The sequence below is a fragment of the Sorangium sp. So ce128 genome (genome assembly GCF_051525245.1).
Taxonomy (GTDB): Bacteria; Myxococcota_A; Polyangia; order Polyangiales; family Polyangiaceae; genus Sorangium; species Sorangium cellulosum_B.
Genome location: NZ_CP150313.1, coordinates 434111 through 448452 on the forward strand (window position 1 = coordinate 434111; position 14342 = coordinate 448452).

Annotated in this window: 17 protein-coding genes and 1 pseudogene; 3 read left to right on the forward strand and 15 right to left on the reverse strand. The window is 72.7% G+C overall.

Translation table 11 applies throughout. From position 1 onward, the window contains the following. Window positions 1–16: 16 nt before the first annotated feature. Together WME82_RS01695 and WME82_RS01700 are read right to left on the reverse strand one after the other, a co-directional pair. Complete coding sequence (locus WME82_RS01695) at window positions 17–3604, reverse strand: AAA family ATPase (RefSeq protein ID WP_438041396.1); 3588 nt, start codon at window positions 3602–3604, stop codon at window positions 17–19. 81 nt (window positions 3605–3685) lie between these two features. Beyond that, window positions 3686–4804, reverse strand: a complete 1119-nt coding sequence (locus WME82_RS01700; RefSeq protein WP_438041397.1) for a cytochrome-c peroxidase — start codon at window positions 4802–4804, stop codon at window positions 3686–3688. Window positions 4805–5329: 525 nt separating this feature from the next. Here WME82_RS01700 and WME82_RS01705 point away from each other — a divergent pair. From WME82_RS01705 to WME82_RS01715, 3 genes are all read left to right on the forward strand, one after another. Continuing rightward, window positions 5330–6169: an SDR family NAD(P)-dependent oxidoreductase gene (locus WME82_RS01705; protein WP_437860981.1), complete on the forward strand. Its 840-nt coding sequence runs from the start codon at window positions 5330–5332 to the stop codon at window positions 6167–6169. Window positions 6170–6334: 165 nt separating this feature from the next. Then, window positions 6335–6499, forward strand: a complete 165-nt coding sequence (rd, locus tag WME82_RS01710) for a rubredoxin (RefSeq protein WP_438041398.1) — start codon at window positions 6335–6337, stop codon at window positions 6497–6499. Window positions 6500–7237: 738 nt separating this feature from the next. Next, window positions 7238–7432: a hypothetical protein gene (locus WME82_RS01715; protein WP_438041399.1), complete on the forward strand. Its 195-nt coding sequence runs from the start codon at window positions 7238–7240 to the stop codon at window positions 7430–7432. A 4-nt stretch (window positions 7433–7436) separates the two neighbouring features. On the opposite strand, the gene WME82_RS01720 is transcribed toward WME82_RS01715, so the two are convergent. The 13 genes and pseudogenes from WME82_RS01720 to WME82_RS01780 all read right to left on the reverse strand — a co-directional run bounded on the left by WME82_RS01720 (window position 7437) and on the right by WME82_RS01780 (window position 14212). Next, window positions 7437–8021, reverse strand: a complete 585-nt coding sequence (locus WME82_RS01720) for a Uma2 family endonuclease (RefSeq protein WP_438041400.1) — start codon at window positions 8019–8021, stop codon at window positions 7437–7439. A 4-nt stretch (window positions 8022–8025) separates the two neighbouring features. After that, entirely contained in the window at window positions 8026–8877 is an 852-nt protein-coding gene (locus tag WME82_RS01725; protein WP_438041401.1) for a Uma2 family endonuclease, read from the reverse strand. A 243-nt stretch (window positions 8878–9120) separates the two neighbouring features. Further along, a complete protein-coding gene (locus tag WME82_RS01730; RefSeq protein ID WP_438041402.1) occupies window positions 9121–9366 on the reverse strand; it encodes a hypothetical protein in 246 nt (81 codons plus the stop codon). Beyond that, the gene (locus tag WME82_RS01735; RefSeq protein WP_438041403.1) at window positions 9359–10054 is read right to left on the reverse strand and encodes an AAA family ATPase; all 696 of its coding nucleotides are present in this window, start codon (window positions 10052–10054) and stop codon (window positions 9359–9361) included. Before WME82_RS01735 ends, WME82_RS01730 begins: the two co-directional genes overlap by 8 nt. Continuing rightward, the gene (locus WME82_RS01740; protein ID WP_438041404.1) at window positions 10054–11133 is read right to left on the reverse strand and encodes a tyrosine-type recombinase/integrase; all 1080 of its coding nucleotides are present in this window, start codon (window positions 11131–11133) and stop codon (window positions 10054–10056) included. Before WME82_RS01740 ends, WME82_RS01735 begins: the two co-directional genes overlap by 1 nt. Window positions 11134–11200: 67 nt before the next feature. Continuing rightward, a pseudogene (locus WME82_RS01745) lies at window positions 11201–11449 on the reverse strand (helix-turn-helix domain-containing protein); the annotation flags it as partial. Continuing rightward, window positions 11365–11619, reverse strand: coding sequence for a hypothetical protein (locus WME82_RS01750; RefSeq protein ID WP_438041405.1), 255 nt, complete (start codon window positions 11617–11619; stop codon window positions 11365–11367). The pseudogene WME82_RS01745 and the gene WME82_RS01750, both read right to left, overlap by 85 nt. Continuing rightward, window positions 11616–11918, reverse strand: a complete 303-nt coding sequence (locus WME82_RS01755; protein ID WP_438041406.1) for a hypothetical protein — start codon at window positions 11916–11918, stop codon at window positions 11616–11618. The genes WME82_RS01750 and WME82_RS01755 overlap by 4 nt, the downstream gene beginning before the upstream one ends. Then, window positions 11912–12298: a hypothetical protein gene (locus tag WME82_RS01760; RefSeq protein ID WP_438041407.1), complete on the reverse strand. Its 387-nt coding sequence runs from the start codon at window positions 12296–12298 to the stop codon at window positions 11912–11914. The genes WME82_RS01755 and WME82_RS01760 overlap by 7 nt, the downstream gene beginning before the upstream one ends. Before the next feature lie 184 nt (window positions 12299–12482). After that, window positions 12483–12812 carry a hypothetical protein gene (locus tag WME82_RS01765; RefSeq protein WP_438041408.1) on the reverse strand — a complete coding sequence of 110 codons (330 nt, stop codon included), beginning with the start codon at window positions 12810–12812 and terminating at the stop codon, window positions 12483–12485. Next, window positions 12802–13032, reverse strand: a complete 231-nt coding sequence (locus tag WME82_RS01770) for a hypothetical protein (protein WP_438041409.1) — start codon at window positions 13030–13032, stop codon at window positions 12802–12804. The genes WME82_RS01765 and WME82_RS01770 overlap by 11 nt, the downstream gene beginning before the upstream one ends. Then, window positions 13029–13661: a hypothetical protein gene (locus WME82_RS01775; protein WP_438041410.1), complete on the reverse strand. Its 633-nt coding sequence runs from the start codon at window positions 13659–13661 to the stop codon at window positions 13029–13031. Before WME82_RS01775 ends, WME82_RS01770 begins: the two co-directional genes overlap by 4 nt. 62 nt (window positions 13662–13723) lie before the next feature. Then, complete coding sequence (locus tag WME82_RS01780; RefSeq protein ID WP_438041411.1) at window positions 13724–14212, reverse strand: helix-turn-helix domain-containing protein; 489 nt, start codon at window positions 14210–14212, stop codon at window positions 13724–13726. Window positions 14213–14342 lie beyond the last annotated feature (130 nt).

Sequence of the window (14342 nt, forward strand, 5' to 3'; positions counted from 1 at the left end):
TAGTGGCTCTGCCAGGTCAGGCGTCGGGCAAATCATCCAGCGCCGGGCCGTCCCCGCCTGCGCTGAAGTACTCGCTCCGATCCAGCCCGCTCCCCTCGTCCTCGAACAGGAGCAGGTGCGTCAGCGCGACCTCGTCGAGCCGCTCAAAGTACCAGGCCGGATCCATCGCGATCCGCGCCCTGCGCCCCGCGATCAGCGCCGCGCCCTCGACCTCGTCGAGCTCGCGCGCGGCCGCCCCGCGCCGCCGCGCCGCGGCCGAGCCGGCGGGCGGCGGCGCGAGCGACCTGTGCTCCCACTGGTCCTCGGCGATGTCGGCCGCGTGCGCGACGAAGTGCACGAACACGTGCAGCCGGCCGTCGTCCGGCGCCTCGCCCGCGTCCCGCTTGCGCGCGACCACCCGGTGGAGCCCCCGCTCCAGCGAGAGGAACGCCCCGGCGTACGCGCCGGTGCAGCGGAGGAGCACGCTCCGGAACCCGCGCTTCGGCTTGTCGAGCGCGTCCAGCACGTCGCCGGGAGCGCGCGGCGGGCCCCACCGCCGGCTCGTGGGCCACGCGCCGTCGCCGGGCCCGGCCCGGTCGCCGTCGATGTGCAGCGTCGCGCCCCACCCGCGCCGCGGGAGCTCCTTGAGGAGCGGCGCGAGCCACCGCTCGAACGCCCCCGCGTCGAGCTCCTCCAGGATCAGCGTGATCGCGTCGCGCCGCGACTCGGTCGCGACGAGCGCGCGGGGCAGCACCTTGCGCACGCCCTCCCACGCCGCGCGCGCCTCGCCCGCGAGCCCGCGCACCTCCTCGCCCTCGAGCAGCGCCATCAGGGCGAGCTCCTCGACGCCGTGCATCTCCTCCTGCGCGCGCTCGAGCTGCCCCCACAGCTCGCTCAGCCGGTGGTGCTCGGCCTGCAGCGCCGCGGCGTCGATCTCCTTTCGCCGATCGCGCGACGGCCCGCTCGCGAGGCTCAGCTGCGTCAGCAGGAAGTCGATCTGCTCCTTGAGCTGCTCGAGCGGCCCGAGGCCCATCCACCGGTCCACCTCGCGCCGGAGCTCGCCGACCTGCTCGACGCCGAACGCCTGCTGCGCGGCCTTCGCCGCGCGCCGCCGCCGCGCCGCGAGGCGGAGCGCGGGCGTCTCGGCGCGGGCGACCACGGCGCCGTCGGCGGGCGCCGCCGCTTCAGGCTCGCCCGCCTCGGTCACCCACACCGTGAGATCCCGCGCGTCGCCCCCGAGCCTCGCGAGCAGCCGCGCGAGCGGCGCCGCGAGGTGCTCCTCGACGTGGCGCCGCAGCGCCCGCGCCCCGTACGCCGGCGCGTGGCCGTCCTCGGCGAGCCGCGCGAGCGCCCGCTCCGACACCTCGAGCGCGACGCCCGCCTCGGACAGCCCGCGGCGCTGGGCGAGGCGCTGCGCCGTGAGGCGCGCGACCTCGGCGAGCTCCGCCCGGGTCAGCGCCCGGAAGGGCACCACGCGATCGATGCGGTTCACGAACTCCTGCCGGAACGCGCCCGCGACGACGCGCTGGTAGTGCGCCTCGTCGAGCGCGGCCTGCTCCTCCGGGGCCTCGGCGCCTCGCTCGCCGGCGAACCCCGCCCGCGCGCGCCGCTCCGCCGCGCCGAGGTTCGACGTCATGATCACGATCGCGTTGTGGAAGTACGCCGTCCTGCCGCGCGCGTCGGACAGGCGCCCCTCGCCGAGCACCTGCAGCAGGAGATCGAACACGGCCCGGTGGGCCTTCTCGATCTCGTCGAGCAGGAGCACGCAGAACGGCTGCTCGCGCACGCGCTGCGTGAGCAGCCCGCCCGCGCCGTCGGTCCCGCGGATCAGGCGATCGGCCGCGCCCTCGCTCGAGAACTCGCTCATGTCGAACCGCGAGAGCCGATCGGGCGAGCCGAAGAGCAGCCCGGCGAGCGCGCGGGCGAGCTCCGTCTTGCCGATGCCCGTCGGCCCCACGAAGAGGAACGCCGCGAGCGGCTTGTCCGGCGGCGAGAGCCCCGCCTTCACCACGGCGATCGTCTCGGCGAGCGCGCGCACCGCGCGCTCCTGCCCGACCACGCTCGCGCCGAGGTCGCGCGCCACGCGGTCGACGCGGAGCGGGAGATCGTCGCGCAGCAGGAACGCCGGCATCCCGGTGCGCATCGAGAACAGCTCGTGGAGATCGCTCCGCCCGAGCGTGACCGGCTCCCCCTGCGCGGTCCGCTCCCGCTCGTGCACGGCGCGCAGGTCCTCGTAGAGGCGGACCGCCTTGCCCGGGAAGGCGCTGTAGGGCAGGTAGCGCTCCGCGAGATCGACGAGCGCCGTCAGCGCGTCGCCCGCGACCACGGGGCGGTGCGGCTCGACGCGGCCGTCGCGCTCGGCGCGCGCGGCGAGCGCCTTTCGGGTGCTCTCGGCCGAGAGCGGATCGACCCGGATGCGGCTCAGGCCCGCGAAGAACGCCCAGTGCCGCCCCTCGAGCGCGTCGAGCCGGTCGTCCCGGAGCTCGCACAGGACGCGCACCCGCCCCTCGTCGAGGTAGGGCCGCATCGCGCCGGCCAGGTCCACGTGCCCCCCGTCGACGCGCTCGGCCAGGAGGTCGTCGAGGTTCTCGAAGTAGAGCACCGCGTCGAGCGCGGCGGCGGCCTCCATCACGCCGTGGATGCGCTCCTGCCACTGCCCGAGGCCGCTCATGCCCGCGATGAGCTGCGCGCCCGACGTCGCGTAGACGAGCCGCGTCTGGCGGGCGACGTACGCCAGCGCGAGCGCGGTCTTCCCGGCGTGCTCCGGGCCCACGAGCAGCACGCCGAGGCGCTCCTCGCCGTCGAGCAGCGCCGCGAGGCGCGCGAGCTCCGCGTCGCGGCAGGTGAGCGGCGGCGTCGCGAGCGGGCTCCGCTGCGCCGCCACGTGGAGCGGCGTCGCCACCGCGACGAGCGTCTCGACGGCCTTCTTCCGCCGCGCGCGCTCCACGATCGAGGCGCCGCGCGGCCCGTGCCCGCCCGCGCGCTCGGGCTCGGGCAGCGGCGCGTGGAGCACCTCCAGGCGGTGCGCGCTCCCGGGCAGGAGCCCCAGGTGCTCCCACGTCGACAGGACCTGCGACGCGAGCAGCCGGCGCACCTCGTGCCGGATCGCCGCCTCGATCGGCTCGCCCGCCTCCACGTAGAACGCGTGCCCGAGGCTCGGCACGAGCACCCACGCGTCGCTGTCGCCGCGCTCCGCCGCCGGCGTCTCCGTCTGCCCGCGCGCGTCCAGCTCGCCGGCCGGCACGACGACGCAGGGGAAGCTCACCGGCACCTCGTTCCGCAGCTTGCGCGGCAAGTCGTCGCGCGGGACGGGGACGCTCACGGAGAGGAGCCCTGTCCCTTGCGGGAACGAGAGCCGGGAGACCGCCTCGGGCCGGGCGCGCGCGGCGTGCTCGCGCAGGAAGAGCTGCTGCTCGACGAGGACGTCCTCGTCGCGGCCGAAGCTCGCGACGTCCGGCGCCGCGACGGGGAAGGCGAGGCACGCGCCGTCGAAGCGCTCGCGCACGAAGACGAGCGCCCTGGCGGTGCGCCCCTCGCTCGCGTCGCGAGCCCCTTCCGCGGACGCGCCCGCTCCGTCCTCTGGAGCGGGCGCGGATCGCCCGTCGTCGCTGGAGCTCGTGCTCATCCGAGAGGGCGGAGCAGAGCCGATCCGCCCTCCCGGCGCAACCGGGCGAGCAGCATGATCCGCGTGGTCCGCGTGATCAGCTCACGTCGGGTCGGCCTTGGGCGTGGTCGGCCCGCTCGGGGGCAGCTCGGGCTGCTTGATGTAGTCGGTCGGGAGATCGCCGGTGAGCGACTTGAGGAACGCGACGATCGCCTTCACCTCTTCGGGCTTGGCCTCCACGCCGAGCTGGTGCCACGCCATCTTGGTCACCGTCTCGTCGAGCGTCGCGATGGAGCCGTCGTGGAAGTACGGGAAGGTCTTCTCGACGTTCCTGAGGCTCGGGACGCGGAAGAAGAACTTGTCCTTCTCGTCCTTCGTGTGGTCGAAGCGCCCGTTGTCCTTGAGGCCGGGGAACTCCTTTACGAGGCCGAGCTTCTGGAACGTCGAGCCGCCGACGGCGACGCCCGTGTGACAGGTCGGGCACCCGAGCGAGATGAACTTGTGGAACCCGGCCTTCTCCTCGGCGGTAAGGGCCTTGTCGTCGCCGCCCAGGAACTTGTCGAAGCGCGACGGCGTGACCAGGCCGCGCTCGAACGCGCCGATCGCCTTGGCCATGTTGTCGTAGGTGATCGGCTCCTTGTCGTCGGGGAAGGCCGTCTTGAAGAGCTTCACGTACTCGGGGATCGACTTCAGCGTCGTGATGACCCGCTTCTCGTCCGGCATGGCCATCTCGACGGGGTTCAGGATAGGCCCTTTGGCCTGGTCCTCGAGCGTGGCCGCCCGGCCGTCCCAGAACTGGGCGACGTGGGGGCCCGCGTTGTACGCAGAGGGCGAGTTGCGGCCGCCGAGCTGGCCCTTGTGCCCGGAGGAGAACTGCTTGTTGTCGACGCCGTAGGTCGAGAGGCCATGACACGAGTTGCAGGAGATATCGTGGTTCTTCGAGAGGCGCGTCTCGTACCACAGCATCCTTCCCAGGGTCACCTTGTCATCGGTGATCGTGTTCTTGTCAGTCTCGAATTTTGCGGGCAGGACCTTGAAGGACTTGACGTCCTTCGGATCGAAGACGAGCGGCTTCACGTCGCTTGTCGCCGCGGCGGTCGCGGCGGGCTTCGCCGTGTTCGAGGCCGGGGCGGCCTTGTGCTCGTACTCCGCGGATCGTTCGCAGGCGCCCAGCCCGGCGGCGATGAAGAGCACACTGATGAGAGATGAGGGCCAACGCATGAGGTCTCCTGGCTCGTGAGGACGCCGTCCACGGTATGAGAGAGCCGCCGTGGACGTCAACGCGCGCCGCGGCCGCCCCGTCGCCGCGCTCGCCGGCCAAGGCGCGGTGCTGGCGGCGGTCGCGGGGGACGCCCCCGGGGTGATGCGTGTTACCGGCCGGTTGCGACTCGTGGTCTCGAAGGTAGCGCAATGAATGTCGAGGTGCCTCCTGCGCGCCTATCTCCTCCGAGGTGCGCTTCTCCGTTTCGCCCGATTTCTCGAGGTGGTGCGCCGCGCGCTCGCGCGGCCTGCGGGGTGTAGCGGGCGAGCTGCGGTAGGGCGGAAGCGCGGAAACGCCGGAGGGCGGAAGCGTGGCGGCGCGGAAACGCCGGAGGGCGGAAGCGTGGAAGCGCGGAAACGCCGGAGGGCGGAAGCGTGGAAGCGCGGAAACGCCGGAGGGCGGAAGCGCGGGAGCGTGGACGATGCGAGGCCGGTCGGCGAGGGGGCCCTTGCGCGGCCGGGGGGCGCCGGGCAACCCTGTCGGCCGTGCAATCGCCGATCGACAGCGGGGTCGTGCTCATCACCGGCGCGTCGTCGGGCATCGGCCGCGCGCTGGCGCACGAGATCGCCCAGCGCGCCCGGGCGCTCGTGCTGGTCGCGCGCCGCAAGGAGCGCCTGGAGGCGCTGCGGGCCGATCTCGCCGCGGCGCGGCCGGCGCTCGCCGTGCTCGCCTTCGGCTGCGATGTCACCGATCGGGCGGCGGTCGACGCGATGCTGCTCGCCGTCGAGGCCGAGGTCGGGGGGGTCGACGTCCTCGTCAACAACGCCGGCTTCGGTGACATCGGCGTGTTCGATCTCTCCGCGTGGTCGCGCACCGAGCAGATGATCGCGCTGAACGTGACGAGCCTCGCGTACCTCACGCACCGGCTCGTCGGCCCGATGGTGTCGCGCGGGCGCGGCGCGATCGCGAACGTGAGCTCCGGCTTCGGGCTGACGTTCGGGCCCGGGATGGCCTCGTACGTCGGCACGAAGCACTTCGTCACGAGCTTTACCGAAGCGCTCCGCCTCGATCTCGCCGGCACCGGCGTGCGGGTGACGCAGGTCTGTCCGGGGCCCGTGCGGACCGAGTTCAACGAGGTGGCCGGCAACTTCACGGGCCTCGAGCCTCCCGCGCTCCTGTCGATCTCCCCGGAGCGCTGCGCGCGCGCGCTGGTCCGCGCGGTGGACCGCGGCCTCGCGCTCGTGGTGCCCGGGGTGGTGGCGTGGCTCGTCATCCATCTCGGCGTCATCTGCCCGCGGTGGCTGCTCCGGCTCGCCTACTGGCCGATCGCGCGCGTGCTGCGGAAGAAGCAGCTCGCGGTGCGCGACGCTCCGGCGCCGCCCTGAGCCCGCGTCTCGGCGGCCACGGTCGCCGAGGCGGCGCGCGCGCGCTCGTGGCGCAGGACCTGGGCGCCGTGGCGAGAGCTGCGGACCAGAAGGTTCATCTGCGGCCGTGTCCGCCCTCGTGGTAGCGTCAGGCTCCTCTCGTCGAGCTCTTGAGGAGAACCACGGATGAAGAAATATCGGTGTCTGGTCTGCGGATTCGTCTATGACCCGGCGGTCGGTGACCCCGACACAGGCGTTGCGCCGGGGACCTCGTTCGAGGACCTGCCTGACTCCTGGATGTGCCCGGAGTGCGGCGCGACCAAGGCCGATTTCGAGCCGATCGACGAGTGAGCGGGCCGCTCCTCCGCGCCGTCTCGGCGAGCCTCGCGCCGCGGACAGCGCGGAGGCGCCGGCGGGGTGAGCACATCGGCCGCGCGGTCTCCGCGCACCGATGTGCTCCTCGGATCGCGCCGCGCGCCGTCCCGGTGGACGCTCCACCTCATCCACCGTCGATGGGCCTGACGCACGCGGCCGGGTGAGCGCCAGCCGCGGCCGCGCGGGCGCTCAGCGCAGCGAGGCACAGGGCGACGTCGGGCAACGCCGCGCAACGCCGCGGCGGGCGCTCAGCGCAGCGCGCCGCGACCTGCCCCCCGTGCTGATGGGACCTCCCCTGCGGACGCCCGAGCGGTGTGCGTCACTGCATAACCGCATGAGCTCGCACGCTCACCATGGCCCGCGTCTCGCGAGGCCGTACGCTCGCGAAGGAGCAGCGATGGCGTGGAAGACGAAGAAGAACGGCTAAGAAAGAGAATGAAACTGCTTCGAGGGTGGACCTGACAGGGATCGAACCTGCGACCTCTAGAGTGCGATTATACTGGCCACCTGGACACGGCCAGATTTCGCGGACATTCTCGGCCACGGGAGCCCCTTGGAGCCAAATCGGGCTTTCGGAGCCTGGCCGAATCCTGGCCAGGCCGGGTCGCGCTTCGACCCCTCTCGGGACGAGCCGGCGGTCTCGGTTTGTCGCGCGCTCGGCCCGGGTGGCGCGCCGCGTCGGCGTTGCCGAGCTCGGGCTGCTAGCCTGCGCACATGGCTCCACCCGTCCCCGGCTCCGTTCCCGACCTGCTCGGCCGCTTGGTGCCGCCGAGCGCGCTCGCGGCCGCTCGCTCTGCCGGCCTCGACCTCGCCGACCCGGTGGTCGCGGAGGCCTTCGCGGAAGGCGTCTTGTTCGCCGGCGAGCTGCTGGCGGAGGATGACGCACGCGGCGTCGAGACCGCCGCGTGAGCCACTACCCCCAGAGCTCGGCGAGGTCGAGCTCGACGGCCTCGAACGGCTCAATGCGCAGGCGCGCCGCTTCCCGGTGCGTCCCAACCAGAGCCCAGGCACCGCTCGGGAGCAGCGAGTACGCCTCGAGCGTCCGCTGGCGAGGGTCGACGAGCCACGCGTGCCGCACGCCTTCGCGCGCGTAGACGGGCATCTTCAGCTCGCGCTTCAGCTCCTCGGTCGACTCGGTCAAGACGTCGCAGACCCAGTCCGGCGCCAGCTCGACGTAGGCCGTCTCGGGGAGCTTGGGCATGCGCTCGAGGCGCCAGCCGGCGAGGTCCGGCACGAGCACGTCCGAGTCGCCCGGCGAGCCTGGGTCGGGAAAGTGCATCTCGACCCCGTCCAGGATCCACCAGCCGCCTGGGACGTTGTCGCCGTGCCAGAATGGGTCCAGCAGGCCACCCATGGCCGATCTCGCAAGAGCGTGCCGCGGCGCGCCGCGCGAGGTCACGTACATCGCGCCGCCGATGAGCTCCGCCAGCTTGTGCGGTGGCACCGCTTCGAGGTCGGCGTACGTCGCGCGGCGGCGCTTCTCAGCGGGCTGCCCCATGCCCTCAGCTCCTGCGGTCCTTCTCCGAGAGGCCGATGGCCTCGGCGACGCTCGTCGCGTGGATCGCGCGCCGGTGCCAGTGCTTGAGCTGGGCCAGATCGGTGCAACGCGACACCTCGACGCGCACCGACTCGGAGACGTCGAAACCGCGCGCCACGAGCACATCGAGCACGGCCTCGCGGGCCTCCGCCAGCCGCTCCTCGTGCAGGGCCTGCGCGATCGCCGGCGGCCGCTTCACCAGCAACGCCAGGGCGATGGTGTTGTCGGCGGCCGCAGCGTCAAGGAGCTCGGAGACGCGCAGCGGCCGCACGAGACACGGATCGCTGAGCACCGCGTCGTCGGGCAGAGGCGCCCAGCCGTCGGTCTCGCGCGACCATTCGAGGAGGCGCCGCTGCTTCACCAGCATGCAGAAGACCCGGCGCACCCCACGACGGATGAGCTCGCGGGCCTTGGTGGTGGGGACGCTGAGCGCCTGCTCGCTGGTTACCTCGAACGCGAGCTCCTCGAGGCGCCTCCCACCCGTCTCCGGGTCGGGCTCCTTGAAGTAGACGCTCACGTCGGGGGCGAAGTCCGACACCTCGCTCGTGCGCGTGAGCATCTCGACGGCCACCGCGTAGCCCCGGGCGGCGTGCGCGCCGATCACGCGGTCGATCAAGCTCTGGTGCTCGGCGTGGGGAGGGTCGGCCGGCGCGGCGAACACCTCGACGCCACCGAGGTACTCCAGGCGCGTCTCCGGCGGCGCCAGGCGGTCATCGACGCGGGGCTCGCGGTACGGCCCGCGTCCAGGGAAGGCGGCGCCCCCGCCGGCGGCGTGGGGAGGGCAGGCCAGGCTCATCGGCGGGCGGCGCGGGTCCATGAGGTCAAGCGTAGCCGATGGTCCAAATGGTACAAATGTACCAAATGGACCATTTGGTCCATCACGGCTGACCCGAGCCGCCCGGGTCGCTGCCGCGGTGCAGGTGCAGAAGCACAAGCTCGGCCCACCGGCGTCCCCTCGGTTCGCATCGGATCTGAAGAATCCGGAGAGCCAGCTCTCGCGCTCCTGGCCGTCGCGCCTCCCGCTGCGCAGAGCGCCACAGGCGCTTCCGTAAGGATCTGCTCATAACGCGCTCTCGTCGGCCTCGTCCACCGCGACCCCGTGTTCCCGCGCCCAGCCGAGGATCATGCGACGCATGGTCACGCCCTGCTGGGCGGCCGCGCGCCGGAAGGCCAGCCGGGTCTTCTCGGTGACCATGATCTTCAGCGGCACCTCCTCCCCGTCTCCGATGAACCGGCGCGCCTCCTCGGCGGCGGCCGTGCGGGCCTCGCTCGGGCGGACGGGCCGCACGCCTCTCGGGTCACCCATGGGCCAGCTCCTTGGGGGCCGCGAGCGCGCGCCACACCGCCAGGAGCTCGGCCGCGGCCGGGCCGCCCGGCGCGGTCGTGAGCACCGACTCGCCCGCGAGCGCGGCGTCGCTGAAGGCGACGCGCGCGCCGATGCTCGGCGCGAGCTCGCCGACCGACCGCAGCGCGTCGAGGGCGGCGCGCCCGCCGCGCGTGCGCTCGTTCACCGCGTTCATCACGAAGAGCCGCCGCGCCCGCGGGCGCTGCATCTCGTCGCGCACCAGGTCGGCGGAGTCGAGGAGCGCCAGCGTATCGGCCGCCGCCCACCAGTCGAAGGCCCCAGGGCGCAGAGGTACGAGCACGACGTCCGCGGCGAGCGCCGCGGAGCGCGTGACGTCGCCGAGCCGCGGCGGACCGTCCAGCACGGCGACGTCGTAGCCCGCCGTGAGCTCGCGAAACCGGGGCAGGTTGAGCGCCCGGTCCGCCTTCGCGCACGCCAGGCCGTCGAGCCTGCTCGACGCCTCACGGGTGGCGCTCCAGTCGAGCGCGGACCCCTGCGCGTCGAGGTCGAGCAGCAGCGTCCGGCGCCCCTCCAGGTGCGCCGCGGCCGCGAGGTTCACGGCGAGGGTCGTCTTGCCGACGCCCCCCTTCTGGTTGACCACCGCGAGCGTGAGCCGCGGCATCCTGGCCCCCTTCGGCACGTTGTCCATCAGCTCCACCTCCGCCGCGCCTCGGCCGCAGCAGCCCCCACGCTCGGCACGAGCGACACGGCGCCGCGCGCCCGCTCCAGGTGCTCCGGGAGCAGGTGCGCATAGAGCTTCGAGGTCCTCGTCTCGCTGTGCCCTAGCAGCTGGGACAGCAGGTACATGTCGGGCAGCGCCTTGAGGAAGTGCGCCGCGAACGTGTGCCGCGCCGTGTGAGGTCCTCCTCGCAGGCCCTTCGCTCCGCAGAGGCAGGCCCGCTGGTGGTCGGTCCAGACGGGGCACTCGCGGTCGTGTCCGGCAGCTTTCCTCGCGCGGTCGAACTGGAGCTTCGGCCAGCAGCGCCAGCGCTCGCCGGTGCTGCACGGGAAGACCCACCGCGACGAGCGCCGCTCTCGCCGCAGCCACGGCAGCAGCGCCTCTCCGATGGGCACCTCCCGCGGCTCGTTGTCCTTCGGCTGCCACTCCGCGTTCGGCCAGATCCGGATGTGGCCGCGCTCGACGTCGACCTGCTCCCACGTCAGGGCGAGGGCTTCCCCCTTCCGGCAGCCGGTGTTCACCAAGAAGACCACGACCGGCAGCAGCTCGGGCGACAGCTCCTCGAGGGCCTCGTAGAGCGCGCTGATCTGCCCCTCGGTCCAGTAGGTCACGCGCCCCCGGCCACGGACGGGCAGCGGCTGGATGTTGAACCGGGAGATCGGCACCGGGATCTCTCGCGCGTACGTGCAGACGGCCTGGAGCACGGCGAGCTCGTTGTTGATGGTGCGCGCCTGCTTGCCGTCCGCGAGCCGCCGCCGCTTGTACGCCTCGACGCTCTCGGTCGTCATCGCGGTGAGCCGCAGCTCGCCGAAGTGCTCGATGAGCGTCGCGAGCTGGTAGGCGCGCACCTTCCAGGTCGAGGGCCGGAGGTGCATCTCAGCGTGAGGGCGGTATCGGACCAAGCAGAAGTCGCAGAACTTTGGAGCGGCCCTGACCTCCGCGGGTTCGCCCGCCTCGATGGCGACGCGCTGCCTCGCCTCGAACGCCTCCGCCTCCGCCTTCGGCCCCTTGACGATCCACTCCCTCTGCCGTCCCCGAATCGAGATCACTACGCGCCACGTCCCGCGGCGCCCGGTCTTTGGATAGACGGGCATGTCCACCTCGCTGGCCGGAGAAGAGGGCCACGATACCCCACTCCGGGATCCTCCACCGCTGGCCGACCCGCGTCGCGCCCGGGATGGCCTCGCGCTCGCAGAGGCGACAAACCGTCTTCGCCGACACGCGCAGGATCGCAGCCGCCTCGGCGGGCGTCAGGATCCTCGGGGCCGCGGTCGGGGCGCTCACCGGACCTCCACCGAGAGCGCGAGCGTGAGCGCGAGCGCCAACAGCGCTTCGTCGTAGCCCCTCGCCCTCGTCCGCGCGCACGCCGCGGCGTCGGCGCAATGCTCCCCCGCGGTGGCCTCGCAGACGTCGCACGGCTCCGCGGGGGGATCGACGTCGTGGTAGTGCCGGCCCGCGTGCCCGGCGGGCATCTGGCACCGCAGCCCGCGAGGACCCAGGCTCGCGCAGGCCGTCACCGTGACGCCGCGGCTCATCGCGCGAAATCCGGCGCCGCGGGCGACGGCTCCCGCGCCGTCGGACCCACCAGCCACTGGACGAGCGCCGCGGCCCCCTGGAGCCCCTGCTCGAGCGCCATGTACGCCGCGTCTGGGAGCGGAACCTCGCCGGAGATGCCCACGATGTGCCGGCCGTTGAAGCGCCCGGTGTCGACCACCTCGCCGCGGCGCTCGATCTGCAGCCCACCGCCCGTCGTCAGCTCGGCCGAGTAGCCGACGCCGTCGACCTGCACGTAGACGCGCACGAGCGCCTGGTCCACGAGCACCTCGGTCACCATGACCAGCCCCCCCGGTTCGGGTTGCTGAGCGCCGGCACCGGACCCACGAGCCGCCACGGCTTGTCCGGGTCTCGCGTCACCGGCGTCGCGACGAACGCCGCCCCGTCGAACGCGGTCAAGAACTCCTTCTTGTCGGGGCCGTTGTAGATCAGCCGCCCCGACACGGGGAACTCCACCACGTACAGGTTGGTGCCGATCTCCTTGCACGCGACGCCGCGCGAACGCAGCGGCACCGGATCCTCGACGTAGTAGACCCCGTAGTGGCCAGAGGGCACCTCGCGAAAGGCCTCGCGGAGCCCGCGCCCCCACGGCACGAGCCTCACGACCAACCAGCCCACGAGCACGCACGCCAACACCCCAAGCACGGCTAGCTCGAACATATGGACCTCCGTTGTCGACCTCGCGCGCGGTAGGCCCTGCGCCAACCGCGCAACCGGAACACGCGCGCTTCCGCGCGGAGCTGCTCTGACGACCTCAGTCGCCGCCGCACGAGCCACCTTCGTAGGGGACGAGCACAGCGAGCGCAGCGACCAGCACCCCCGCCACAAGCCCCTCCTTTCGCGCCTACGAGGGCTTTTCGCGCCCCGACCCGCTCCCGCGTGGGAGCGGCATCGTGACGAGCTCCGCGCCGGTGCGAAGCGCGAGCAGCTGGATCGTCATGCCCAGCAGCCGGCATCGCGGAACGCCGCTCTGGAGAGCGATGTCGATCGCGACGCTCACCGTCGCGAGCGCCGCGGTCATGGCGGCGTCCTCGTCCCGCGCGATGCCCCTCGCGTTCAGGAAGCCCGTTACGGCGTCTGCCACGGCGCGCGCCAGCCCGTCGGGCCAGTCGGCGTCCGGCGGCTTCCCGACCGCGCTCCCACCCGTACCCCCCGCTCGATCCTCACCCTGCATGCTCGGTCTCCTCCCGCCGGCCTTGCCGGCGCTCCACGCGCTCCAGCCCTTCGCGCGCCTGCGCGAGCTCCGCTGGTGAGAGCTCGCCGTCCCACAGGGCGCAGGCGTCGCAGTCGAGGTACCGCAGCGCCCCGTCCGGCAGCTGCACCACGGCGATGCGGCGCGCGCCCCCCTCGCGCTCGACGTCCATCGGGAAGACCACGACCGGCGGGAGGATCATGGCGCCCCCGTCGAGGGCGCCGCCGCGCTGGCCCCTGAACCGCCGCAGTCTCGGCAGCGCCCCGCGACGCATCCGCAGATCGACTGGCCCGCGGCGGCGCCGACTACCTCGGCGTTGCCGGGAATGCGGCGGCCAGCGAAGATGATCGCATCCCAGCCGCACCGCAGGCACACCCCTGAGCCGCGGCATCCCTCGCACGCCGCCGGCGGCGGCGCCGCATCCCTCTCTGCGCGGAGGTCCGTCAGCCGCTGCTCCGACGCACGCAGCTCGGCTCCGACCCGCTCCAGCTCCTCGGAGAGGCGCTGGCGTTCCTCGGAGAGGCGCTGGCGTTCCTGCTCCTCGCGGTCGAGCCGCTGCCCCAGCGTCAGCGGCGGCGCGGCGCTGCCGCCGTCGGCAGCGGCTACGCGCCAGCCAACACCGTCGCAGACGGCGCAGTCGCCGCCGTTGCACGCGACGCAGAGCCCTCCACCCTGCCGGCGGCCGAGGCCGCTGCAGTTGCTGCAGAGGCCGGACCCCGCGCACGCGCTGCAGCGCTCTTCAGCAGCTGCCGGGTAGCTCGGAGGGGCCGGATCGGTGGGACGGTCGCCGGACGTCTCGGTCGGGTGGTCGTCGGAAGGAACTGCGTCCATCGAGACCAAGCGTACGGTTCTATTTTGTACGTGTCAACTTGTACGTACAAGTTGGGAGCTTGCTAGGTGATCTTCTTCTTGCGCACGTGCGTGCCTGTGCTCGATGCCGGTTGGGACTCGCCCAGCTGTCCGAGCAGCTCCCGTTGCACCTCGATGAGCTTCTCTCCGTAGGCGCGGGGCGGGAGCCCGATCGGCTGGTCTCGGGCCCACGCTCGGACGCGCGCGACTGCCTCCGGGGAGACGGCGTCGCCCATGTACGCAACCGCGATATCGAACGCACTCATCGTTGACTCGTGGGTAGAGCGGCCCTGCTTGATGAGCTCCACGGTCTCCTGCAAGTCGGCGTGTCCATCCAGGTAGGCGTTGATTTGGGCGAGCGTCACGCCGAACCCGTCAGCCAGGGCTTCGCGTATCGCCAGCGAGCTCCCCTTGTTGCTTCCCCTCTCCAGGCGAGGAAGTTCGGTGCGTCGGAGGCCTGCTCTCTCCGCCAGTTCCTCCTGCGTCAGCTGCATGGCCTTCCGGAGGGCCCTGAGTCGAACGGCGAGCGTCACGCCGCCGACGGTACCGGGACCTGACTGTAGCACAATTCCCGACCCTGCTCGTACAAGTTGACACGTTCAAACTTGTACCTTAGCGTCTTGCGGTGCCTGTTCATCGTCCTACCGATGGCGCTCGCGAACT